Origin of the sequence: Arthrobacter sp. ISL-65 (assembly GCF_018613795.1) — a bacterium.
Lineage (GTDB): Bacteria > Actinomycetota > Actinomycetes > Actinomycetales > Micrococcaceae > Arthrobacter.
Window position 1 is genome coordinate 1 of sequence record NZ_JAGGPN010000038.1, and the last position, 23,090, is coordinate 23,090.

The 23,090-nt window shown below is 66.3% G+C and carries 23 protein-coding genes and 1 riboswitch; of the genes, 12 read left to right on the forward strand and 11 right to left on the reverse strand.

Annotated features, from left to right (window positions below; genetic code table 11):
* Positions 1 to 299 (forward strand): HNH endonuclease (locus J7I85_RS15790; RefSeq protein WP_214853375.1); only part of this gene is annotated, 299 nt, incomplete at its 5' end.
* A gap of 94 nt (positions 300 to 393) precedes the next feature.
* Here the strand turns inward: J7I85_RS15790 and J7I85_RS15795 are convergent.
* From J7I85_RS15795 to J7I85_RS15805, 3 genes are all read right to left on the reverse strand, one after another.
* A complete protein-coding gene (locus J7I85_RS15795) occupies positions 394 to 822 on the reverse strand; it encodes an HIT family protein (RefSeq protein ID WP_214853376.1) in 429 nt (142 codons plus the stop codon).
* Complete coding sequence (locus J7I85_RS15800; protein WP_251024419.1) at positions 819 to 1,973, reverse strand: NAD(P)-dependent alcohol dehydrogenase; 1,155 nt, start codon at positions 1,971 to 1,973, stop codon at positions 819 to 821. Before J7I85_RS15800 ends, J7I85_RS15795 begins: the two co-directional genes overlap by 4 nt.
* A gap of 80 nt (positions 1,974 to 2,053) precedes the next feature.
* Positions 2,054 to 2,896: a sulfurtransferase gene (locus J7I85_RS15805; protein WP_214853378.1), complete on the reverse strand. Its 843-nt coding sequence runs from the start codon at positions 2,894 to 2,896 to the stop codon at positions 2,054 to 2,056.
* A gap of 94 nt (positions 2,897 to 2,990) precedes the next feature.
* Between J7I85_RS15805 and J7I85_RS15810 the strand changes: the two genes are divergently transcribed.
* Complete coding sequence (locus tag J7I85_RS15810; protein WP_214853381.1) at positions 2,991 to 4,073, forward strand: PLP-dependent cysteine synthase family protein; 1,083 nt, start codon at positions 2,991 to 2,993, stop codon at positions 4,071 to 4,073.
* Here J7I85_RS15810 and J7I85_RS15815 read toward each other — a convergent pair.
* Positions 4,070 to 4,726 (reverse strand): MBL fold metallo-hydrolase, encoded by a 657-nt coding sequence (locus tag J7I85_RS15815; RefSeq protein ID WP_214853384.1) that lies wholly within the window; start codon positions 4,724 to 4,726, stop codon positions 4,070 to 4,072. The genes J7I85_RS15810 and J7I85_RS15815 overlap by 4 nt on opposite strands.
* Positions 4,727 to 4,821: 95 nt before the next feature.
* Here J7I85_RS15815 and J7I85_RS15820 point away from each other — a divergent pair, with 95 nt between their 5' ends.
* A complete protein-coding gene (locus tag J7I85_RS15820; RefSeq protein ID WP_214853387.1) occupies positions 4,822 to 5,283 on the forward strand; it encodes a Fur family transcriptional regulator in 462 nt (153 codons plus the stop codon).
* Between the two features lie 64 nt (positions 5,284 to 5,347).
* Here the strand turns inward: J7I85_RS15820 and J7I85_RS15825 are convergent, their stop codons facing one another.
* The 5 genes from J7I85_RS15825 to J7I85_RS15845 all read right to left on the reverse strand — a co-directional run bounded on the left by J7I85_RS15825 (position 5,348) and on the right by J7I85_RS15845 (position 10,601).
* Positions 5,348 to 6,223, reverse strand: a complete 876-nt coding sequence (locus J7I85_RS15825; protein ID WP_214853390.1) for a metal ABC transporter permease — start codon at positions 6,221 to 6,223, stop codon at positions 5,348 to 5,350.
* A complete protein-coding gene (locus J7I85_RS15830) occupies positions 6,223 to 7,038 on the reverse strand; it encodes a metal ABC transporter ATP-binding protein (RefSeq protein ID WP_214853394.1) in 816 nt (271 codons plus the stop codon). Before J7I85_RS15830 ends, J7I85_RS15825 begins: the two co-directional genes overlap by 1 nt.
* The gene (locus J7I85_RS15835; protein ID WP_214853398.1) at positions 7,035 to 8,021 is read right to left on the reverse strand and encodes a metal ABC transporter solute-binding protein, Zn/Mn family; all 987 of its coding nucleotides are present in this window, start codon (positions 8,019 to 8,021) and stop codon (positions 7,035 to 7,037) included. The genes J7I85_RS15830 and J7I85_RS15835 overlap by 4 nt, the downstream gene beginning before the upstream one ends.
* 127 nt (positions 8,022 to 8,148) lie before the next feature.
* Positions 8,149 to 9,219 (reverse strand): hemolysin family protein, encoded by a 1,071-nt coding sequence (locus J7I85_RS15840; protein WP_214853401.1) that lies wholly within the window; start codon positions 9,217 to 9,219, stop codon positions 8,149 to 8,151.
* Complete coding sequence (locus J7I85_RS15845) at positions 9,216 to 10,601, reverse strand: hemolysin family protein (protein ID WP_251024438.1); 1,386 nt, start codon at positions 10,599 to 10,601, stop codon at positions 9,216 to 9,218. Before J7I85_RS15845 ends, J7I85_RS15840 begins: the two co-directional genes overlap by 4 nt.
* Before the next feature lie 454 nt (positions 10,602 to 11,055).
* On the opposite strand from J7I85_RS15845, the gene J7I85_RS15850 reads away from it, so the two are divergent.
* The 5 genes from J7I85_RS15850 to J7I85_RS25945 all read left to right on the forward strand — a co-directional run bounded on the left by J7I85_RS15850 (position 11,056) and on the right by J7I85_RS25945 (position 17,343).
* Positions 11,056 to 14,880, forward strand: coding sequence for a multifunctional oxoglutarate decarboxylase/oxoglutarate dehydrogenase thiamine pyrophosphate-binding subunit/dihydrolipoyllysine-residue succinyltransferase subunit (locus tag J7I85_RS15850; RefSeq protein ID WP_214853404.1), 3,825 nt, complete (start codon positions 11,056 to 11,058; stop codon positions 14,878 to 14,880).
* 142 nt (positions 14,881 to 15,022) lie between these two features.
* Entirely contained in the window at positions 15,023 to 15,622 is a 600-nt protein-coding gene (locus J7I85_RS15855; protein ID WP_214853406.1) for a GDSL-type esterase/lipase family protein, read from the forward strand.
* Positions 15,623 to 15,712: 90 nt separating this feature from the next.
* Entirely contained in the window at positions 15,713 to 16,540 is an 828-nt protein-coding gene (locus J7I85_RS15860) for a DUF4097 family beta strand repeat-containing protein (RefSeq protein ID WP_214853901.1), read from the forward strand.
* Entirely contained in the window at positions 16,540 to 17,145 is a 606-nt protein-coding gene (locus J7I85_RS15865; protein ID WP_214853408.1) for a PadR family transcriptional regulator, read from the forward strand. Before J7I85_RS15860 ends, J7I85_RS15865 begins: the two co-directional genes overlap by 1 nt.
* Before the next feature lie 123 nt (positions 17,146 to 17,268).
* Positions 17,269 to 17,343, forward strand: a complete 75-nt coding sequence (locus tag J7I85_RS25945; RefSeq protein WP_369299106.1) for a 50S ribosomal protein bL37 — start codon at positions 17,269 to 17,271, stop codon at positions 17,341 to 17,343.
* A gap of 84 nt (positions 17,344 to 17,427) precedes the next feature.
* On the opposite strand, the gene rsrA is transcribed toward J7I85_RS25945, so the two are convergent.
* Both rsrA and J7I85_RS15875 read right to left on the reverse strand, forming a co-directional pair.
* Entirely contained in the window at positions 17,428 to 17,688 is a 261-nt protein-coding gene (gene rsrA, locus J7I85_RS15870) for a mycothiol system anti-sigma-R factor (RefSeq protein ID WP_214853410.1), read from the reverse strand.
* Positions 17,685 to 18,413, reverse strand: a complete 729-nt coding sequence (locus tag J7I85_RS15875; RefSeq protein WP_251024420.1) for a sigma-70 family RNA polymerase sigma factor — start codon at positions 18,411 to 18,413, stop codon at positions 17,685 to 17,687. Before J7I85_RS15875 ends, rsrA begins: the two co-directional genes overlap by 4 nt.
* A 418-nt stretch (positions 18,414 to 18,831) precedes the next feature.
* On the opposite strand from J7I85_RS15875, the gene J7I85_RS15880 reads away from it, so the two are divergent.
* The 4 genes from J7I85_RS15880 to hisN all read left to right on the forward strand — a co-directional run bounded on the left by J7I85_RS15880 (position 18,832) and on the right by hisN (position 22,770).
* Complete coding sequence (locus J7I85_RS15880) at positions 18,832 to 19,380, forward strand: DoxX family protein (protein WP_214853413.1); 549 nt, start codon at positions 18,832 to 18,834, stop codon at positions 19,378 to 19,380.
* 21 nt (positions 19,381 to 19,401) lie between these two features.
* The gene (gene aroA, locus J7I85_RS15885; RefSeq protein ID WP_374102484.1) at positions 19,402 to 20,793 is read left to right on the forward strand and encodes a 3-phosphoshikimate 1-carboxyvinyltransferase; all 1,392 of its coding nucleotides are present in this window, start codon (positions 19,402 to 19,404) and stop codon (positions 20,791 to 20,793) included.
* A complete protein-coding gene (locus tag J7I85_RS15890; protein ID WP_214853419.1) occupies positions 20,777 to 21,892 on the forward strand; it encodes a ribosome small subunit-dependent GTPase A in 1,116 nt (371 codons plus the stop codon). Before aroA ends, J7I85_RS15890 begins: the two co-directional genes overlap by 17 nt.
* Before the next feature lie 65 nt (positions 21,893 to 21,957).
* Positions 21,958 to 22,770 carry a histidinol-phosphatase gene (gene hisN / locus J7I85_RS15895; RefSeq protein ID WP_214853422.1) on the forward strand — a complete coding sequence of 271 codons (813 nt, stop codon included), beginning with the start codon at positions 21,958 to 21,960 and terminating at the stop codon, positions 22,768 to 22,770.
* Between the two features lie 181 nt (positions 22,771 to 22,951).
* Positions 22,952 to 23,065: riboswitch (SAM riboswitch) on the forward strand.
* Positions 23,066 to 23,090 lie beyond the last annotated feature (25 nt).

Consider the following 23,090-nt stretch of genomic DNA (forward strand, 5'->3'; position numbering starts at 1 on the left):
TCCGCCACCACGACCACATCATCCCCTGGCACGACGGCGGAACCACCACCCTCGCCAACGGCGCCGGACTGTGCGAAGCCTGCAACCACACCAAAGAACTGCCCGGCTGGAAAGCCCAACCCAGACCGGGTCCGAGGCACACCGTGGAGATCACTACGCCAACCGGTCACAGCTACCAGTCCACGGCACCTCCCCTACCCGGGTCTAGATGGCCCGGAACCGGGCCAAGTGAAACCAGCCTGCCCGAAACCTGGGCGCGCGAGTCTCACGAGTCCGAACATCCCGGCCCTGCGCCGTAACTCGCTAGGCCGGGGCGGGCAGGCCGTGTCGCCTGAGCTCTGCGAGCACCAAGCCCGTTAATGGTTATGACGAATGGCCGACCTGGGGCCTGGCTTAGGCCTCCGGCACGAACTCCCCGTAGCCGGCGTCGCGAAGGCCTGCCCGCAGCTTTTCCGCGTTGGCGTCCAGCCGCGCCGGATCCGGATTGTGCTCGGCGGTGGCGAAGTTGTATTCCGCCATGCTGTTGGAAGGCCACACGTGCACGTGCATGTGGTTGATCTCGTAACCGGCCACGATGAGTCCTGCCCGGGCTGCCCCGAACGTGTCCACCTGCACCGCGCCGATGCGCCGCGCGACTTCCATGACCCTCGACAGGGTCTCGGGCGAGGCGTCCGTCCAGCGGTCCACTTCCTCGGTCGGAACCACCAGCGTGTGCCCGTCCGCAAGCGGACCCATGGTCAGGAACGCCGAGACGTCCGGCTCGCGCCAGACAAACCGGCCGGGGATCTCCCCGTTGAGAATTTTGGTGAACAGCGTGCTCATGCGTCAGCCCTTTCCGACGGTTCCTGCAGCGTGGATGCATCCAGGACAAAACGGTACTTCACATCACCTGCAACCATCCGGTCATAGGCGTCGTTAAGTTGCTCAGCACCAACCAGTTCGATGTCCGAGACGACTCCGTGCTCGGCGCAGAAGTCGAGCATCTCCTGCGTCTCGGCGATGCCCCCAATCAGGGAACCGGCGTAGGAGATCCGCCTTCTGATCAGTGCCCCGGGATTGACCGGCGGCATGGCTTTGGAGGGCAGACCCAGCTGGAACAAGGCCCCGTCCCGGCGCAGGGTCCGGAAGAACGGGTTGAGGTCGTGCGGTGCTGCCACCGTATCGATGATGACGTCGATGCTCCGGTTCTCAGCGGCCATCGCTTCCTCATCCCGCGAGAGCACTACTGCGTCAGCGCCCAGTTCCAGCGCCGCCGACACCTTGGATTCAGAGGTAGTGAAGACCTTGACCTCGGCTCCCATCGCTTTTGCCAGTTTGACGGCCATATGCCCAAGGCCACCCAGGCCCACTACGCCGACCACGTGGCCCTTCCGGACACCGAAGTGGCGGAGCGGCGAGAACGTGGTGATGCCCGCACAAAGCAGCGGGGCAGCCGCCGCAGGATCCAAGTTTTCCGGCACCCGCAGGACGTACCGCCGGTCCACCACCACGGACGTGGAATAACCGCCCTGGGTGACGGCGTCCCCGTTCCTGGCGTCCTTGGCACCGTACGTTCCGGTCAGGCCGCGTTCACAGTACTGCTCCAGCCCTTCGAGGCAGCTCTCGCATTCCCGGCAGGAGTCCACCATGCAGCCCACGCCCACGCGGTCTCCCGGCTGAAAGTCCAACACGTCAGAACCGACGCGGCTGACCCTGCCCACAATCTCGTGGCCAGGTACGAGCGGGTAGTTCTGGGAGCCCCACTCCCCCCGCGTGGCGTGAACGTCGGAGTGGCACAGCCCGCAGAACTCGATCGCAATTTCGACGTCGTCGGCTTTAGGTGCGCGGCGGGCAACTGTCAGCCCGACCAGTCCGCTTGTGGCGGATGACGCGCCGCGGGCGGCGGCATGGCGTCCTTCGAGGGGTCCGACGGCGGTCTCTTCCAGCGGGATCCGCAGGTTCAGCGGCGGGGGCACGGGGCGTCCAGGAGTCATATGGCGACGCTACCGCGGCACCTCGGCGAGTTCCAACTGCTGGTGCCGTTCCGCCCGCCAACAGGCAGCCCCTCCGGTAATCACCTTCCCGGATCGGCCCCCGTGGCCACCTGACGGGAGTCGTCGTTGGACCATTCGGAGAAGGAGCCGGGGAACAGAGCGGCACTGAAACCGGCAATTTCCAGGGCCGCTATCTCGTGCGAGGCCGTCACGCCGCTGCCGCAATAGACGGCGGTGGGCGTCGTTGCGTCTACCCCAAGGCCGGCGAAGCGCTGCCGCAGTTTCTCCGCGGGCAGGAAGCGGCCGTCGTCGTCGAGGTTCCCGGTGGTGGGTGCGCTGACGGCGCCGGGAATGTGGCCGGCCCGGGGGTCCACCGGCTCGACTTCCCCGCGGTACCGTTCCCCGGCGCGGGCATCCAGCAGCACGCCTCCGGCGGCCCAGTCCGCGGCCCCGTCGGCGTCGGTCACCTGCATGCCGCCGCCGGCGAGCGTCACGTCGCCGGCGTCCGGCTCCACAGCGCCGCCCTCCAAGGGCAACGCCGCCCTGCGCCAGGCGGCCAGGCCGCCGTCGAGCAGGTAAACGGTGCGCACGCCCGCATTCCGGAGCATCCACCACACCCGGGCAGCTGAGGTGTTCCCGGCATCGTCGTAGGCGACCACGACGTCGCCGTCGCGGACGCCCCAGGACCGTGCCGCTTCCTGGAAGCGTGCCTGCGAAGGCAGCGGATGGCGCCCGTGGGCAGGATCTGCGGGGTCCGCCAGCTGGGTGGGCAGGTCGACATACACCGCGCCCGGGATGTGCTCCTTCAGGTAATGGCTGTGGCCATCCGGGTCCCCAAGCGCCCAGCGGACATCGAGCAGCACGGTGCGCTGACCGGAGGCCATCCGGGCGTTCAGCCCGGCCACGTCAATGAGGGTGTCCATCTGTCTCCTTGGGGTTTGCGCCGACTCTAACCCCGGTTGCCCGCGCCGGTAGGCTGATTCCGTGAGCAGCAGATTAAGTGAACGGGCAGATTAAGTGAAGAGGGCGGGGACCCGGGACCGGGCATGGGAGGACGAGGCTGTCCGCAAGATCAACGCGGAAAACAACCGGTCGGCCGACACCCACCTGTATTCCGTGCCGCTCCCGGAACACTGGGGCGTCCGGCTGTACCTCAAGGATGAATCAACGCACCGCTCCGGAAGCCTGAAACACCGACTGGCGCGTTCCCTCTTCCTGTTCGGGCTGGTAAACGGGTGGATCCACGAGGGCACCACCATCGTGGAGGCATCCAGCGGCAGCACTGCGGTTTCCGAGGCGTACTTCGCACAACTCCTGGGCCTGCCGTTCATCGCAGTAATGACACGCACCACCAGCCCGGAAAAGATCGCCCTGATCGAACAGTTCGGCGGCGCCTGCCTCCTGGTGGACCACGCTTCAGAGGTATATGCGGCCGCCGCCGAGGTTGCCACTACGAGTGGCGGCCACTACATGGACCAGTTCACCTACGCCGAGCGCGCCACCGACTGGCGGGGCAACAACAACATTGCCGAATCCATCTTTGAGCAGCTGGCGCTGGAGGAGCATCCGGTCCCCCGCTGGATTGTGGTGGGAGCCGGAACGGGCGGGACCAGCGCCACGATCGGCCGCTACCTCCGCTATCACCGCCACGCCACGTCCCTGGCGGTTGTCGATCCGGAAAACTCCGCCTTCTACCCCGGCTGGCGGAGCGGCGCTGCGGACTTCAGCACCGGCATGCCCTCCCGGATCGAGGGGATCGGCCGGCCCCGCATGGAGCCAAGCTTCGTCCCCTCGGTTATCGACCACATGATCCAGGTTCCCGACGCCGCGTCGGTGGCGGCCATGCGGCACCTGCACACACTGGCAGGGCTGCACGCCGGGCCGTCCACGGGCACCAACCTCTGGGGTGTCTGGCAACTCGTCGCCCAGATGGTGGCGGACGGTGAACGGGGCAGCGTGGTGTCGCTGATGTGCGACGGCGGTGACCGGTACGCCGGCAGCCATTACAGCCCCGCGTGGCTGGCGGCCCAGGGACTGGATCCGCAGCCACACGAGGACACGTTGAAGGCATTCTTCGAGACGGGTGGCTGGCAGCCCTAAAGCTCCACGGATTCCCGGCTGGAGAGGTGGGTGTACTCTGTGCCGTACTTGGCCCCGATCCGCTTGACATGGCCCTCCACCAGGCCCAGGCCGGTGTCATTCAGGAGCCCGTCGTGGATGGCGAAGGCCCGCTCCGCGCGGACGCCGATCACAAAGTCCACCACCTCACTGACCTTGTTCCACGGGGCATGGACCGGGACCAGGAGCGTACGCACGCTGATGCCGTCCGGAATGATGAACGAGTCGCCCGGGTGATACACGTCCTCGTCAACCAGATACCCGATGTTGGCGACCACCGGAATCTGCGGGTGAATCAGCGCGTGCTGGCCGCCGAAGCTCCGGACCGCGAACCCTGCGGCGTCGAACGCGGTTCCCGGTTCCACGGCATGCACGCGGTCAGCGGCATCCGGCGCTTCCTTGCGCACGTTCTGCGCCACGCCCTCCGGTGCGAAGAGTTCCAGCCCGCCATTGTCCGCAAGCGCGGAGGTCACCGCGGGAACATCGATGTGGTCGGCGTGCTCGTGGGTGATGAGGACGGCGTGTGCGCCGTCCAGCGCCTCGGCGGTTTCGGAGAAGGTCCCCGGATCCAGGACCAGCACCTGGCCGTCCTTCTCGAGCCGGACACAGGCGTGCGTGAATTTAGTCAGCTTCATGAAGCCAGCCTAGGGACGGCCCCGATCAGTGTCCACGCGCCTCCGGCTGGTAACGTTAAAGCCTGCCATTACCCGAAAGAAAAGCGAGTTCATCCATGCCACAACGCACCAGCGCTGACGGCAGACCACAGGCACCTTCGACGGCGGCCGGCGGGAAAGAGCAGCGCGTCACCAAGCAGCGGATCGCTGTCAGCGCCGCCCTGGACGAACTCAATGACTTCGTGAGCACCCAGGAGCTGTACCGGATCCTCCAGAACAAGGGTGTCTCGGTCTCCCTGGCCACCGCCTACCGGATCCTGCAGTCACTGGCCGACGAGGAACTGGTGGACGTGCTGCGCAACGGCGACGGCGAGGCCGTCTACCGCCGCTGCGCCGTGACGGTGCACCATCACCACCTCCTCTGCCGCAACTGCGGCAAGGCCGTGGAAGTGGAGGCCCCCGCCGTCGAGACCTGGGCCGCGCGGACCGCGCAGGAGCACGGCTTCACGGAAGTGGCCCACACAGTTGAGATCTACGGCCTCTGCCCTGACTGCTCTGCACGCAAGGCCGCGCAGTAGGCAGCGCGCCGTAGTCACCCTCTGCAGTAGGCAGCGAGTGCAGTAGGCGCCACCGCCAGCCTGTTTAGGCGGTCCGCATGACCCGGCCGTTGAGGCCGCGCTTGGCCCGGACACTGCCGATGACCCGGCACACCACGTAGATCAGGAACGAGAGCGTGGTGACGTAGGGGCTGATGGGGATGCGGCCGCCGAGGGCGAGCAGTATTCCCCCCACTGTCGCCGAAACGGCGAACACCACACTCAGCGCCACCACGAGGCGCGGCGAGGACGTCACCCGCAGGGCCGCAGCTGCGGGCGTGATCAGCAGGGCAAGAACCAACAGGGCGCCCACGATCTGGATGGACAGCGCCACACTGACGCCGAGGAGCACCATGAAAACCAGGGCCAGCGACCGCACCGGAACACCGCGGGCCTCGGCCAGCTCTGAATCAACGCTGGCGAAGCTCAGCGGGCGCCAGATGACGCACAGCGCGGCCATCACGGCCACCGCGGTCCCCGCCAGGACCTGGAGCTGGACGGTGTCCACCGACACAATCTGCCCGGTGAGGAGTCCGAACTTATTGGCGGCCCTGCCCTCGTAGAGCGACAGGAAGAGAATGCCGAGCCCGAGGCCAAAGGGCATGATCACGCCGATGATGGAGTTCTTGTCCCGCGCCCGAACGCCCATGAGCCCGAGCAACAGCGCGGCCGCCACGGACCCCACCAGGGAGCCGAACACCACGTCGGTGCCGACGAGGAGCGCGAAGGCAGCGCCGGCGAACGACAGCTCGGAAATTCCGTGGACGGCAAACGCCAGGTCGCGCTTCATCACGAAGGTCCCCACGAGGCCGCCGAGGAGCCCAAGCACCGCGCCGGCCCACAGCGAGTTCTGCACCAGCACCAGCAATTCGCCGTAGTTCTCGAAGTTGAACACCGACTGCAGGATCGATTCCAGATCCATTAGGAACCCTCCCCCGCAGCGGCGTGCGCGTCGTCATGATGGTGGGTGGTGGCGTCGGGCAGACCGACGACGACGATCCGGCCGTTGGCATGGATCACTTCCACGTTGCTGTCGTAAAGGTCGGAGAGGACCTCGGTGGTCATGACCTCGTGGGGCGTTCCCACGCTGAACCGGCCACCGGCCAGGTACAGGACGCGGTCCACGTAGTCGATGATCGGATTGATCTCGTGGGTCACGAACACCACGGCGCTCTTCCGGTCATGGCACTGCTTGTTGATGAGCGCGCTGACGGCCTGCTGGTGGTGCAGGTCCAGCGACAGCAGCGGCTCGTCGCAGAGCAGCACCTTCGGGTCGGTGGCAAGGGCCTGGGCCACGCGGAGACGCTGCTGCTCACCGCCGGACAGCTGCCCGACGGGGACCTTGGCGTAGTCGCTTGCCCCGACGAGGTCCAGAAGTTCGTCTATCCGGCGGTTGGCTTTAGAGGCACTCAGCCGGATTCCCCAGCGGTGCCCGTCGACGCCCAGGCCCACCAGGTCGCGGGCCCGCATGGGCGTGTCGGGCAGGAAGGGCTTCTGCTGCGGGATGTAGCCGATCAGCCGGCTGCCCCGCTCCACAGGCTGGCCGCCGAGGCTCGCGTGACCGGAGTGCAGCTGCTGTAGCCCCAGCAGGACCTTGAGGAAGCTGGTCTTGCCGCTGCCGTTTGGCCCCAGCACCGCGAAGAACTCCCCCGGATTGATGTCCAGGTTCAGGTCTTCCCAGAGCGCGCGCCGGCCGAACTTCAGGGACGCCTGCTGCAGGCTGATGACTGGGTTCAACGCTGGCTCTTCAGTGCTTTGCTGACGTTTTCCACGTTGTCCGCCATCCATTCCAGGTAGGTCTTGCCGTCCGGAAGTGTTTCAGTGAAGTCCACCACCGGCGTGCCGGCGGCGCTGGCCGCGTTCTTGACGGCCTGGGTCTGCGGGCCTTCCGTCTGCTCGTTATAGGCGAGGAATCTCGTGTCCTTTGCCGCCACCGTCGAGGTGGCGGCCTTCAGGACTGCGGGCGGAACGTCGGCGCCTTCTTCCACGGCGGCCGTGTACTCGGCAGGCGTGCGGTTCTCCAGTCCGGCCGCTTCCAGCAGGTACAGGGGAACCGGTTCGGTCACCGCGACGCCGGCGCCGCCGTGCGAGGTCTTCATTGCGGAAATCTTACTCTCAAGCTTGGTGAGTCCGGACTTGAACGCGGCTGCATTGGCGGTGAACTGGGGGGCCGAGCCGGAATCGAGCGCGCCGAGCCGGGCCGCCACTGCATCGGCAAGGTGGGACATGGCGTCAAGGCTGTACCAGACGTGCTCGTTGAAGTCGCCGTGGACATGGGAGTGCCCGTCCTCTGCGTGGGCGGACTCTGCGTGGGCGGAGGCCGTGCCCGCCGCTTCCGGAGCCAGTCCGGACACCGCCACGGCACTGATGATGTTCTCGTGCGGCACATTGCTGTCGTCCGCCAGGGTGTGGATGAAGTCGTCGTAGCCGCCGCCGTTTTCCACCACCAGCTTGGCTTTGGACACGGTCAGCCGATCCTGCGCGTTGGCCTCGTAGGAGTGCGGGTCCTGGCTAGGACGGGAGATGATGGCCGCGACGTTGACCTTGTCCCCGCCGATGGCCTCAACAATGTCCCCATATACGTTCGTGGACGTGACAACGGCGATGCGGCCGCTGGCGTCTGCGCCTGGAGTCGAGGCCGCCGGCGAACCGCAGCCGGTGAGGAGCAGGCCGAAGCCGGCCAGGGCGGCGGTCAGGAAAGTGCGAACGTTGCTGGGCACGGAGATACCTCGGTTCTGGACAGGTCAGGTTGCGGGGAGGGGGCAACCCCTAATCGAGTGTATCGCTAAATAGGAATGATTCCTATTTAGAACTCCCGACGGCGGGGGCACCCGGGGCACCGGGCCGCTATTCGCCGTGGGGCCTGCCCAGCCGCCGGATGCCCTTGGCTTGGTTAGCATCCCGGATCTCCCCCACAAGCTGCTCGATCACATCCTCCAGGAACAGCACTCCTTCGGTTTGCCCGCCCGGCCCCATGACGCGCGCCAGATGTGAGCCGGAGCGCTGCATCACGGACATCGCCATTTCTATCTCGTCGTCGCGCGAGAGGTTGGCCAGTGACCGGATGCGGCTCTCCGCGATGGGCACTTCATAACCGGATTCCGGGATGGCAAGCACATCCTTAATGTGGAGGTAGCCGGCCAGCAGGCCGTCGTCGTCCAGCATCGGGAAGCGGGAAAAGCCGGTGCGGCTGACAGCCTTTTCAAACTCCAGCGGGGAGGTCGAGGACCTCAGCATGACCAGCCGTTCCAGCGGAACCATGACATTGCCGGCGGTGTACTCCGAAAATTCGAGGGCTCCGGTGATCAGGCCGGCGTCGTCATCCACCAGGCCATGCCGCGTGGACTCCTGCACGATGGACTGAACCTCCTCCAGCGTGAAGGTGGAATTGACCTCGTCCTTGGGCTCGATGCGCATCAGCTTCAGGATGTGGTTAGCGGACCAGTTAAGCGCGGTGATTACCGGGTTCACGATCCGTGCAATGAACATCAGCGGCGGAGCCAGGAGCAGCGCTGCCTTGTCGGCAACGGAGACGGAAATGTTCTTGGGCACCATCTCCCCGAACGTCACGTGCAGGAACGTCACCAGCATCAAAGCCACGGCGAACGCCGAGACGTCGGCAATTTCCGTCGGCACCCCCAGCCCGGCAAGAGGGACAGCCAGCAAGTGGTGGATCGCCGGCTCCGCCACCAGCAGGATCAGCAGCGAGCACACTGTGATGCCCAGTTGCGCGCATGCCAGCATCAGCGAGACGTTCTCCATGGCCCGCAGGGTGGTCTGCGCGCGCAGGACGCCCTCGTCTGCCAGAGGCTCAATCTGGCTCCGGCGCGCGGACATGACAGCGAATTCCGCGGCCACGAAGAAGGCGTTGCCCAGGAGCAGCACCACCAGCCAGAGCAGTCCCGCCCAGTCGCTCATGACCGGCCGCCGTTCCCGGGCTTGCCGTGGTTGACGGACTTGCCGCCGTTGCCGGGCTTGCCGTGATTGGCGGCGCTGTCCCTGGATTCGCGGTGCGGCCTGAAGCAGATCCGGTCGATGCGCCGGCCGTCCATCCTGGTCACGCTGAGCGTTCCGCCGCCCGCTTCCACGGTGTCCCCAACCGCGGGTATCCGTCCGAGCTCGCTCATGACATACCCGCCCACCGTCTCGTAAGCAGCCTCGTCGGGAACGGCGAGGCCCGGAATCTGTTCCGAAAGCTCGTCCGGCCGCATCAGGCCCGGAAAGTACCAATCACCGGAGGCGCTTTGCAGCAGCCCCGGCCGGACCTTGTCGTGCTCGTCGGCTACTTCACCCACGATTTCCTCGACCAGGTCCTCCAACGTGGCGATCCCGGCAGTTCCGCCGTACTCATCCAGCACCACGGCAAGCTGCAGGTTGCCCTCCCGCAGTTCGGCAAGCAGGGCGTCCAGGTGGATGGTTTCGGGCACCCTGAGGACGTCCGTCATGATGGCGCCCGCCTCAAGCTTCCGCCGCCGGTTCGGAGGGACCGCAATGGCCTTCTTGACGTGCACCAGGCCACGGATGTCGTCCGCCGACTCACCGATGACGGGGAAGCGCGAATATCCGCTGCGGCGGGCTGCGTCGATGATGTCCGAAACCGGCTGGTCGGCGTCGATGGTCTCAACGCGGATGCGCGGAGTCATCACGTCAGCGGCGCTGCGGCCCGAAAAGTTCAGCGTGCGGGCAATAAAGTTCGCGGTCCCCGGATCGAGTGTGCCCATGGCTGCGGACCTGCGCACCAGGGAGGCAAGCTCCGCCGGCGTGCGGGCCCCCGAGATCTCCTCCTTGGCCTCCAGCCCGAAGACGTTCAGGACCTTGTTCGAAAAACCGTTCAGGACCACGATGGCAGGCTTGAAAATGGCGGTGAAGATCAGCTGCGGCCGTGCCAGGGCGCGGCCGATGCGGAACGCGAGGGCTATGGCCATGTTTTTGGGAACGAGCTCGCCCAGGAGCATGGACAGCCCCGTCGCGATCACCATCGCGACCACGAGGGAGACGGAACCGGCCACCGGCTCGGGGATGCCGACGGCGGCAATGGGCGCCTCGAGCAGCGCCCCCACGGACGGCTCCATAACGTAACCCGTCAATAGCGTCGTCATGGTGATGCCGAGCTGGCAGCTGGACAGCTGCGTGGACAGGGATTTCAGGCACTTGAGCAGCGCCACTGCGGCGGTGTCACCGTCGTCAACGGCACGCTGCACTGTTGGCTGGTCCAGCGCAATAAGGGAAAATTCGACGGCGACGAAGAAGCCGGTACCGAGGATGAGCAGCAGGCCGGCCGCGACTAGGAGCCACTCCATCATGGGCCAACCGGAAGTCGTCGGCGGCAGCGGCCCGGGCCAGTGGGTTTGCCGGCGCTGTGGTCGGGCTCTGCGGCGCTGACCGCGCTCCGCTGAGAGCCCCCAGGCCGGCACCTGGATTTACCGTCCATGGCACCTATATTTACCGTCCATAAGGATTGCAGTCTACAGGAGCAACGCGCGGCCACAGAGGACTAAAGCGGCTCGTCCGGCCCGTCCGGAACCGGCTCCCGGGCATGGCGGGTAGGACTCGGTTCGGGGCTCATTTGGACCCCATTTCGCCATAATTCGGGCGGTACATGATTTGGGTCACCCTTATTGGCAGTTAACCCGGAACGGTCATTAGACTGGCAAAGGTCTGGGTTCATAGGACACAGAAACTGGTTCGATCGTTGTGCCGTGGCACCTTAGGCGACCAGAGGGAAATCAAACTCATGGAAGAGGCGTATTTCAAGTGCCAGAGCAGCCTAGCCACCGTCTGCCAGAGGAATTTGGTGGAAACGAGTGGCTCGTTGACGAACTGTACGAGCGTTACCAACAGGACAAGAACACGGTTGATGCCAAGTGGTGGCCCCTGTTCGAATCATTCGACAGCGGCAACGGTCCATCTTCCAACGGCGTGCCGGCAGTGACGTCACCGGTGGCCAATCCGGCTACCCGCGAACTGCCTGTTGTCACTCCCCCGGCGCCCGCGAAGGCACCGGCATCCGCTACTCCCGCGGCCCAGACGCCTGCGGCAGCTCCGGCACCGGCGCCGGCGGCAGCCCCCGCCCAGCCTGCACCTGCCAAGAAGGCGCCGGCAACGGTAGCCCGCGACGGCGCCAAGAAGACCGAGGCGGGCACCGCCCAGCCTATCCCGGCCCAGCTGCCGAAGAACGTCAAGGCTCCCACCGCCCCCGAGGAAGACGTCGTATCCGTCCTCCGCGGACCTGCCAAGGCCATTGCGACGAACATGGTCACCAGCCTCGAGGTGCCCACGGCCACCAGCGTCAGGGCGGTTCCGGCCAAGCTCCTGATCGACAACCGGGTTGTCATCAACTCCAACCTGGCCCGCGCCCGCGGCGGCAAAGTCTCCTTCACCCACCTCATCGGCTACGCCGTTGTCCGGGCACTGTCCCAGTTCCCCTCCATGAACGTGTACTACGACGAGGTTGACGGCAAGCCGGTGGCGGTCCAGCCGGCACACGTGAACTTCGGCATCGCCATCGACATGCCCAAGCCCGACGGCACCCGCCTTCTGATGGTTCCCAACATCAAGAAGGCCGAAACCATGAACTTTGCGGAGTTCTGGCACACCTATGAAGACCTCATCAAGCGTGCCCGCAACGGCAAGCTGACGGCAGACGACCACGCCGGCACCACTGTGTCGCTGACCAACCCGGGCGGCATCGGCACCGTGCACTCCGTGCCCCGCCTCTCGAAGGGCCAGGCCGCCATCATCGGCGTCGGTGCCCTCGACTACCCGGCCGAATGGCAGGGCGCCAGCGAGAAGATCATCGCCCAGAACGCCATCAGCAAGATCCTCACCCTGACCTCCACGTATGACCACCGCGTCATCCAGGGTGCAGGCAGCGGCGAATTCCTCAAGCTCGTCCACTCCCTGCTCCTCGGCGCGCAGAACTTCTACGACGAGATCTTCGAAGCGCTGCGCATCCCGTACGAGCCTGTGCGCTGGAGCCCGGACCTGCAGGTGGACCCGGCCGACCAGATCAACAAGGTCGCCCGGATCCAGCAGCTGATCCACTCCTACCGCGTGCGCGGCCACCTGATGGCGGACACCGATCCCCTCGAGTACGTCCAGCGCAAGCACCCCGACCTCGACGTCCTCACCTACGGCCTGACCCTGTGGGACCTCGACCGCGAGTGGCCCACGGGCGGCTTCGGCGGCAAGCCGATGCTCAAGTTCCGCGACATCCTGGGCGTGCTCCGGGACGCCTACTGCCGCACCACGGGCATCGAGTACATGCACATCCAGGACCCGGCTGAACGCAAGTGGTTCCAGGACCAGCTGGAGCACCCTTACTCCAAGCCGAGCCGCGACGAGCAGCTGCGCATCGTCTCCAAGCTGAACGCCGCAGAGGCGTTCGAGACGTTCCTGCAGACCAAGTTCGTGGGCCAGAAGCGGTTCTCGCTTGAGGGCGGCGAGTCGCTGATTCCGCTGCTGGATGCGGTCATCTCCGACGCAGCCGACGACGGACTGGACGAGGTTGCCATCGGCATGGCCCACCGCGGCCGCCTGAACGTGCTGACCAACATCGCCGGCAAGACCTACGCCCAAGTGTTCCGCGAGTTCGAAGGCACCCAGGACCCACGCTCCGTGCAGGGTTCCGGCGACGTCAAGTACCACCTCGGCACCGAGGGCACTTTCACGTCGGATAACGGCAAAGAGACCAAGGTCTACCTCGCCGCCAACCCCTCCCACCTCGAGGCCGTCGATTCGGTCCTCGAGGGCATCGTCCGCGCCAAGCAGGACCGGCTGGACCAGGGACAGTCGTTCCCCGTGCTGCCCATCATGGTTCACGGTGACGCTGCCTTCGCCGGCCAGGGTGTTGTGGCGGAAACGCTCAACCTGTCCCAGCTGCGCGGCTACCGCACCGGCGGAACGATTCACATCGTGGTCAACAACCAGGTCGGTTTCACCACCGCACCGTCCTCGTCGCGTTCGTCCACGTACTCCACGGACGTCGCCAAGATGATCCAGGCTCCGGTCTTCCACGTGAACGGCGACGACCCCGAGGCAGTTGTCCGCATCGGCCAGCTCGCCTACGAGTTCCGCCAGCGGTTCCACAAGGACGTTGTCATCGACATGGTCTGCTACCGCCGCCGCGGTCACAACGAGGGCGATGACCCCTCGATGACGCAGCCGCTGATGTACAACCTCATCGAAGCCAAGCGGTCCGTGCGCAAGCTCTACACCGAATCGCTGATCGGACGCGGTGACATCACCGAGGAAGAAGCCGAGCAGCTGCTCCGCGACTACCAGGAACGCCTCGAGCGCGTCTTCGCCGAGACCCACGCGGCCCAGACCTCGCCCATTCCGATCATCACGGCCGATTCGGCTGCGGTGTCGGACATCGAGCGTCCCCAGGCACAGCAGTCCGACATCGGAACGAACGCCCCGGCGTCCACGGCGATCTCGGCCGACACCCTGGCCCGCATCGGCAAGGCCCACGTGGAGATCCCCGAGGGCTTCACCGTCCACGCGAAGCTCAAGCAGCTGCTGGAGAAGCGTGAGCAGATGTCCCGTGAGGGTGGCATCGACTGGGGCTTCGGCGAGATTGCCGCTTTCGGATCGCTGATCATGGAAGGCGTACCCGTTCGCCTTGCCGGCCAGGATTCACGCCGTGGCACGTTCGTCCAGCGCCACGCCGTGTTCCACGACCGCGCCAACGGCAACGAGTGGCTGCCACTGGGTAACCTGTCGGACAACCAGGCCAAGCTCTGGATTTACGACTCCCTGCTGTCCGAATACGCGGCCATGGGCTTCGAATACGGCTACTCCGTGGAGCGCCCCGACGCCCTGGTCCTGTGGGAGGCGCAGTTCGGTGACTTCGTCAACGGCGCGCAGACCATCATCGATGAGTTCATCTCGTCCGCCGAGCAGAAGTGGGGGCAACGCTCCTCGCTGGTGCTCATGCTGCCCCACGGCTACGAAGGTCAGGGTCCGGACCACTCGTCCGCACGGATCGAGCGCTTCCTGCAGATGTGCGCCGAAGAGAACATGATCGTGGCCAACCCCACGACGGCCGCCTCGCACTTCCACCTGCTGCGCCGCCAGGCCTACAGCCGGCCCCGCAAGCCGCTCATCATCTTCACGCCGAAGCAGCTGCTGCGCCTCAAGGCCGCTGCCTCGTCCGTGGAGGACTTCACCACCGGCGGCTTCCGCCCGGTGATCGGTGAGCACGAGCAGCTGCAGGGGGACGCCGTCGAACGCGTTCTCCTGGTCTCCGGACGCCTGTACTACGACCTGCTGTCCACGCGCCAGAAGACGGGCGACAAGTCGACGGCGATCGTCCGCGTCGAGCAGCTGTACCCGCTGCCGCAGGCGGAGATCGAAGCCGAACTGGCCAAGTACCCGAACGCTGAAGTGGTCTGGGCGCAGGACGAACCCGCCAACCAGGGTCCGTGGCCGTTCATGGGCCTGCACCTGCCAACCGCCCTGGACCGGAAGGTGCGCCTGGTCTCACGCCCGGCTTCGGCTTCCACCGCGGCCGGCTCCATGAAGCGCCACGCTGCGGAGCAGGACACGCTCCTGAAGCAGGCATTCGCCCGTAAGTAGCAGAAAAGCTGCCCGGCCGGACGGTGACATACCGTTCCAGCCGGGCAGTTCTGTTTAATCGGCGTGAGTTAATGGACCTTTAGGCTGGCATGCAAACGGTCCGTATCCGGGACACGCCCTCCCAACAAGTGAAGAGGTAGTAGTGGAAGACAGGAAGCTGCGGATTGCGGCTGTTGGAGATGAACTGCTGGCCGGGCTCGGCGATCCCCGGGCGCTGGGATGGCTGGGCCGGGTGCTCGCCCGCACTCCGCAGGACGGCATGACGGTGGAAAGTTTTTCCCTTCCGTGCCCCCAGGAAGGCACTGAGGGGCTGGCCGCGCGCTGGCTCGAGGAGGCTGGCCGCAGGTTCAGCGACAACCACGAGAACCGCCTGGTCATCGGGCTTTCCGGCCGGGACATCGAGTTCGGGCTGTCCACGGCCCGGAGCCGGCTGAATCTCGCCAACATCCTGGATTCAGCTACCCAGAGGCGGCTGGAGGTCTTCGTCGTGGGGCCGCCTCCCACCCTGGATCCGGTGCAGAACCGCCGCCTCGGCGAGCTGAACACTGCCTTCGCCGACGTCACCACCCGGCGCAAGCACCTCTACGTAGACACATTCTCACCGCTGCTCAACCATGAGCAGTGGCGCCAGGACCTCGCAGCCAACAACGGCACGCCAGGGCAGGCAGGCTACGGGCTGATGGCATGGCTGGTGCTGCACCGCGGCTGGTTTCAGTGGTTGGGGATGGACACACCGGAGTAGGAAAAAGCTACTCGCGATATATCTTGATCTTCCACGGCTGACGGGATAGCGTGGCTTGCACAGTCACGATATATCGCAACTGGAGGAATGATGGAAGAAAATTCCTGGACCGTCACCGGCCCGCACACCATGGACGTCGACGGCGTCTCGCACCTTAAGGTGGGTATCGTCCGTGGCAGGTTCGACATCGTCACGCACGATGAGGCTGTTGTCCGGATCGAGGTGTCGGACGTGCACGGGGATCCGCTGGCCGTGTCCGTGACAGGCGGCCGCCTCGAAATCCGCCACCAGTTGCATGGGCCGCAGGGCTGGTTCAAGAACCTGATGGATTCGGTCAACAACAGCAGCGACAACTCCGTGGTCATCAGCATCGCCGTCCCAGCCGGCGTCGAGGTCGAGGCGGGCACCGTCAGCGGGGACGGACTGGTCTCGGGTGTCCACGGCCGGACACGGCTGAGCACGGTGACCGGCTCCCTGCTGGCGGACGGGACCTCCGGAGACCTGCACGTCAACACCGTCAGCGGCGAGGTGATCGCCCGCAACCATAGCGGCGTCCTCACGGCCAAGAGCGTCTCGGGCGAGGTCACGGCGTCCGGCCAGTTCAGCAACATCCGGGCCAACACCGTGAGCGGCGACATGAGCTTCGATTTGCACGGCTTCACCCACGACTTCGGCGCGAACTCCGTGTCCGGGGACCTGACCGTCCGCGTGCCGCACGACGTCGGCGTGGACATCGTGGCCCAGTCGGCCACCGGTCCGGTGGTCGTCGACGACCGGAAGTACGGCCACCCCGGCGGCAAGGTTCAGACCATCTCGGGCCCGGACGCCAGACTCATGCTGGTCCGGACCAACTCCGTGTCCGGAAAGACGTCCATCTTCCATGGCCAGGCACCCGCCACCGCGGAACCGGCGCTCTGATGCCTCCCGTCTTTGCCCACGGCGCGCTCCGGCTCTATCTGCTGGCGCTCCTCGAGGCGGGCCCAAAGCACGGATATGAACTCATCAAGGCGCTCAGCGACCGGTTCGGCGGCACCTACTCCCCCAGCGCCGGCACCATCTATCCGCGCCTGGGCAAGCTGGAGGAGGAAGGCCTGGTGGCCACGGAATCCCAGGGGCGCCGCACCAACTACCGCATCACGGCTGCGGGCCTGGCTGAGCTGAACAGCCGGCGCGAGGAGCTGGAGACCGTGGAGAACGACATTGCAGCATCCGTCCGCCGGCTCGCCGATGACCTTCGCGCCGACATCCGGAGCAACATGCGCGGGCTGCGCGCGGACCTGGCGGCCACAGCGGAAGCGGCACGCACCGCGGCCAGGTCGGCGGCGCCGACGGGTCAGGGCCGCTACACCGCGGAAGGGCAGCGCATGCTCAAGGAGGCGGAGATGCTGCTGCAGGCGTTCCGGGACGACATGCGCGCCGAGCTGCGCCTGCAAACCAGCGCCCGGCCCATGACGCCGGTGGCTTTGGAAACCGTGCGGACCGTGCTGGACCAGGCCCGGGTCTCGATCCGCAACTCACTGTAGGCGCAGTCCGGGCACCGGGACCCGCTTCCCTGCCCCCCGCGCCGCGGCCGGTTCGCAGCCTGTCCGCTGATATGGGAGACTAGAGGGCAACTCTTTTGGGTAACGAAATTAAGGAGGCCAGCTATGAGCAAGCGTGCACGTAAGCGTCGTGACCGTAAGCGTGGCGGCGCGAACCACGGGAAGCGCCCCAACACCTAAGCCACGGCTTGAACCGAAGCTTAAACGCGATGCCCCCGCTACCGGCAAGGTAGCGGGGGCATCGCGTTTAAGCCAGGAACCCCGTCAGGCGTCCACCGGCCGGATCGTGTGGATCCGCTCCAGGATGGCGTTCTTTAGGTTTTCCGGAGCAGCCTCGGTACAGGAGCGCTTCACCACTTTTCGAATGACGCACTCCAGATCGTACTGCTGCGTGCATTCAGGGCACTCGTCCAGATGCTGCTTGATCTCCGCAAGGTCGCTGCGGGTCAAAGCACCGTCCAGATACTCGTAGATGCGCTGCATCCTGGTGTCATCGCAATCGCCCAATCCCTGGCAGTCGCTCATTTCCCGTTCTCCTGTTTGTTGCTTTCCGTTGCCGCCGTGGCGTCTGCAGCAGCTTTGAATCCCCGGTCGGCGGCGTAGTCCGCCAGCTCGTCCCGCAGCATCTTCCGGCCCCGGTGGAGCCGGGACATCACCGTACCGATGGGCGTGTTCATGATGTCCGAAATTTCCTTGTACGCGAAGCCCTCCACGTCGGCGAAGTACACGGCCAGCCGGAACTCCTCCGGGATGGCCTGCAGGGCGCGCTTGACGTCCGAATCAGGCAGGTGGTCCAGAGCCTCGGCCTCCGCGGACCGCAGACCGCTGGAGGTGTGGGACTCGGCACGGGCAAGCTGCCAGTCCTCGATGGTGTCCGAATTGGACTGCAGGGGTTCCCGCTGCCGCTTCCGGTACAGGTTGATATAGGTGTTCGTCAGGATGCGGTACAGCCACGCCTTCAGGTTGGTGCCCGGCTTGTACTGATGGAAAGCCGAGAACGCCTTGGTATACGCCTCCTGCACGAGGTCCTCGGCATCAGCCGGGTTCCGCGCCATGCGCATGGCCGCCGAATAGAGCTGGTCCACGTACTGCATGGCGTCACGCTCAAACCGGGCCCGGCGCGCTTCGGCGCTCTCCGAGCCGACGTCGATATCCTCTGCCGCTTCAGCGGCGGGTGACGTGCCAATCTTCGGGATGCCGTTGGCGGCGTCCTCCTGTGTGCCCTGCAGGGCCGGATCCACGGTGCTCATTGCCTTCAAGTCTACTTTGATCGGCGCTGACCGCCCCCGACGGCGTGCCGTCCCGGAGTCCGGGCCTGAGAAGGCACTTCCTCCTTCGAGCGCGTCGGTTTCCGGCACCACAAACGGCCGCATCCTGGCGGGACTTCGCACCCCCACAGCTTCCTTCACCAAAGTCAATGCTCCATCTCCACTCCGCTTATTAAGACCCGCCTGATAAGGCCCGCGCTTGTACGAGGGTCTGCGCTCCTGCCAGTTCCGGCCATGCCCCAGCCGCCGCTGAACTCCGGGAACCGCGCAGGACCCCGCCCGCAGCTGCTTCCGGTCTGAAGAGCACAACGGCGTGCGGTGGGCAAATATTCCGCAAAAGTGCAAGACTAGAACCGACTCCGCCGCGGCCACCGCGGCTCGGCCATCCAGGAGGAAATTCATGTCCTTTGTCCGCTTTATTGCCCGGCCGATGCTGGCCTCAAGTTTCATTCTCGCCGGAACGGACAAGCTCAGGAATGCGGACGACACCGCGCAGCAACTGTCGCCCCTCCTGCGCCGTGCCTCTGAAGCCCTGCCCTTCCAGGCGGACGAGAAGGTCCTGGCCCGGATCATCGGCGGAACACAGGTGGGGGCCGGCGTCCTCTTCGCCCTCGGCAAGTCGGCGCGGCTGGCGGCCACGCTGCTGGCCGTCATCTCGGCACTGAACGCCTTCGTCGAATGGCGCAGCGCCGACATCAGCACCAAGGACGGCCGGCAAGCCCGCCGCAACCAGCTGCTCAAAAACATCACCCTCACCGGCGGTGTGCTGCTGGCCTCCGTGGACACAGCCGGCAAACCCAGCCTGGCGTGGCGCGCAGAGCACCTAGCCGCCGACGCGCGCAAGACCGCGAGCCACCTCGCCGCGGATGCCCGCAAGACCACCGGCAAGAAGCTGCACAGTGCCGACAAGGCGGTCCGCAAGGCTGTTGACCACGCGGTGGGGGCATAAGCGGGAATGACAGCATCACCCATGGGCGCGTCCGCTGAGACCTCCGGCGCTGCTCCGCACTGGCCCGCGCCGTTTGCGGAGCAGCCGGTTGACGCCACGGTCCGCGTGCCGGGCTCAAAGTCGCTGACCAACAGGTACCTGGTGCTCGCCGCGCTCGCTGACGGGCCGTCCCTGCTCCGGGCGCCGCTGCACTCGCGAGACTCAGCGCTGATGATCGAAGCCTTGCGCCAGCTGGGCGCGGACATCCGGGAAGTGCCGGGCGACGGCGCCTTCGGCCCGGACCTGGAGGTGACGCCGATTCCGGCCAACTCCGGCGGTGCCGACGTCGCGATCGACTGCGGCCTGGCCGGAACCGTCATGAGGTTCGTTCCTCCGCTGGCGGCACTCCGCAGCGGTGCCACCGTTTTCGACGGCGATCCCCACGCCCGGGCGCGTCCGATGGGAACCATCATCAATGCGCTTGCAGGCCTGGGCGTAACCGTCAGCGGCGACGACGGCGGAATGCCCGCTTCGCTGCCGTTCCGTGTTGAAGGCACCGGGCAGGTCCGCGGCGGCCACCTCGTCATTGACGCCAGCGCGTCCTCCCAGTTCGTCTCCGCCCTGCTGCTGGTGGGGGCGCGGTTCACAGACGGTCTGCACCTGGAGCACTCCGGCAGCACAGTGCCGAGCCTTGACCACATCAACATGACCATTGCCGTGCTGCGCGGCGCGGGCGTGGTGGTGGACGACTCCACGCCCAACCACTGGATTATCAGCCCAGGCCCCATCCGCGCCTTCGACCAGCGCATCGAACAGGACCTGTCCAACGCTGGCCCCTTCCTGGCCGCTGCCCTGGCGACGGGCGGCACGGTACGGATTCCGGACTGGCCGGAGCACACCACGCAGGTGGGCGACATGTGGCGCAGCATCCTCACCGACATGGGGGCTGCTGTGACCCTGCAGGACGGCACGCTGACGGTGACCGGTGGCAGTGACATCAAGGGCGCGGACTTCGCCGAAACCAGCGAACTCGCGCCCACCGTGGCCGCACTGTGTGCACTGGCCTCCGGCCCGTCCCGGCTGAGCGGCATCGCCCACCTCCGCGGACACGAGACGGACCGGCTCGCCGCGCTCGTCACCGAGATCAACCGCCTCGGCGGCGATGCCGAGGAAACCGCCGACGGCCTCATCATCCGGCCCGCGGAACTGCACGCCGGCGTCGTGCACAGCTACGCCGACCACCGGATGGCCACTGCCGGAGCCATCCTCGGGCTGGCCGTCAGGGGTGTGGAAGTGCAGGACATCGCCACGACGTCCAAGACCATGCCGGACTTTCCCAAGCTGTGGGCGGACATGCTCGGACAGCGGGATGGCGCACGCACCAACACGGCAGTGACCAACACCGCAGGGACCCCCGGTGGCACGCAGCACTGATTCCTGGGACGAATCCGACGTCCGGATCCGGCCGAACAAGAAGGGTTCCCGGCCCCGGACTAAGGACCGCCCCAGCCATGAGGATGCCGTCACGGGACGGATCGTCACCGTTGACCGCGGCCGGTACACGGCCGTCGTCGGCGAGGATTCCGGCAACGAGCGGACGGTCATTGCCGCCCGCGCCCGGGAACTGCGCCGCTCCCCCGTGGTGGCCGGAGACTTCGTCTCCCTTGTGGGTGACGTCTCCGGCGAGCCGGACACCCTTGCCCGGCTCGTGAAAATCCTGGACCGCAAGACCCTGCTGCGCCGCAGCGCCGATGACACCGACCCCGTGGAGCGGGCCGTCGTCGCCAACGCGGACCAGCTGGTGGTAGTTGTCGCCGCCGCCAACCCGGAGCCCCGCACCGGCTTCATCGACCGGGCGCTGGTGGCCGCCTACGACGCCGGGATCGAGCCACTGCTGCTGGTCACCAAGGCGGACGTCAAGGATCCCACAGAGTTGCTGGACAACTACCGCCACCTCGACTTTCCGGTCATCATCAGCCGCACCGCCGATTCCGAGGCCTCCGGCATCGATGCCCGGTCCGACGACGGCCTCTCAGCCCGGCTCGACGTTGCCGCCGTGTCCGAACTCCGCGCCCACCTGGACGGCAAGGTGACCGTCATGCTGGGCCATTCCGGCGTCGGAAAATCCACCATGGTCAACGCGCTGACGGGTGCCGAACGCGCCACCGGCGGCGTCAACGCCGTGACGGGCCGCGGACGGCACACGTCGTCGTCGGCCCTAGCCCTCAAGCTCGCTGACGCCCCGGCGGGGAGCTGGATCATCGACACGCCGGGCATCCGCTCCTTCGGGCTGGCCCACGTCGACCCGGACCGCATCCTGCGCTCCTTCCCCGACCTCGAGCCGGGCACCGAGGCCTGTGAACGCGGCTGCAAGCACGACGCCACCGCCGTCAACTGCGGTGTGGATGCATGGGTCGCGGCCGGGCACGCCGGCCCCACCGGAGTAGCAAGACTCGCGTCCCTGCGCCGCCTGCTCGGCACCGACCCCCGCATGGAGGCCCAGGAAACCAAGGAGCTCGGCAGCGTCGGCTAGCTTCCCCGGCGCAGCCCGGCGGCTGCCTCCCCGCCCCGCCGGACCTTTGAGGGTAGTTTGGAACCATGACCCAACCCGCTTCAACGTACAACGATGACCTGCGTCTGGCCCATGTGCTGGCCGATTCCGTGGACGACCAGACCATGAGCCGGTTCAAGGCGCTGGACCTCAAGATCGAGACGAAGCCAGACCTGACGCCGGTCACCGATGCGGACAAGGCCGCCGAGGAGTCCATCCGCGGCCAGCTGTCCCGTTCCCGTCCCCGTGACGCCGTGCTCGGTGAGGAGTTCGGAAGCTCCGGCCACGGTTCCCGCCGCTGGATCATCGACCCCATCGACGGCACCAAGAACTTTGTCCGCGGGGTGCCGGTGTGGGCCACCCTGATCGCCCTCGTCGACGAAGGCGAACCCGTGGTCGGCGTGGTCAGCGCCCCGGCCCTCGGCAAGCGCTGGTGGGCGGCCAAGGGCGCCGGTGCCTACTCGGGCCGTTCCCTGGCCGCCGCCACGCGGCTCAAGGTATCCAACGTGTCCAGCCTCGCCGACGCCTCGCTGTCCTACTCCAGCCTCGGTGGCTGGAAAGAACGCGGAAACCTCGATGAGTTCCTCCAGCTCACCGAGGAAGTTTGGCGCACCCGGGCCTTTGGCGATTTCTGGTCCTACTGCATGGTGGCCGAAGGAGCCGTGGACATCGCCTGCGAACCTGAACTGAACCTGTACGACATGGCGGCGCTGGTGCCGATCGTGACGGAGGCAGGCGGTCGCTTCACCTCCCTCGAAGGCACCGACGGCCCGTTCGGCGGCAATGCGCTGGCGACCAATTCGATCCTGCACTCGGAAGTCCTGAAGCGCCTGAACCCGCAGCTGGACGATTTGCTCTAGTTTTGCTCCACCTTGCCCCGGCGCCTTTTGCGCTGAATATTACGACGGCGGACGTCCCCTTTTTGGGGCGTTCGCCGTCGTTTCTTCGGCCTAAGGTCCGATATCAGGGCTGCGTAATAATCCGCTTAACATTCCGAACCGGCTTTTTCATCGCCCGTCCGGATGTCCTAGTCTCGTAACAGGTCACGAGTGCCAGCGCTAAACCCCGGTTAGCTGGCCGGCAACCCTCCATTCGCGGTGGGGTGCCCCGGGTGACGACCAGGCCGATCCGGAACGGACCCGGCAAGCGCGGATCCCCGTCACACGGGGTCCTTTCTCAA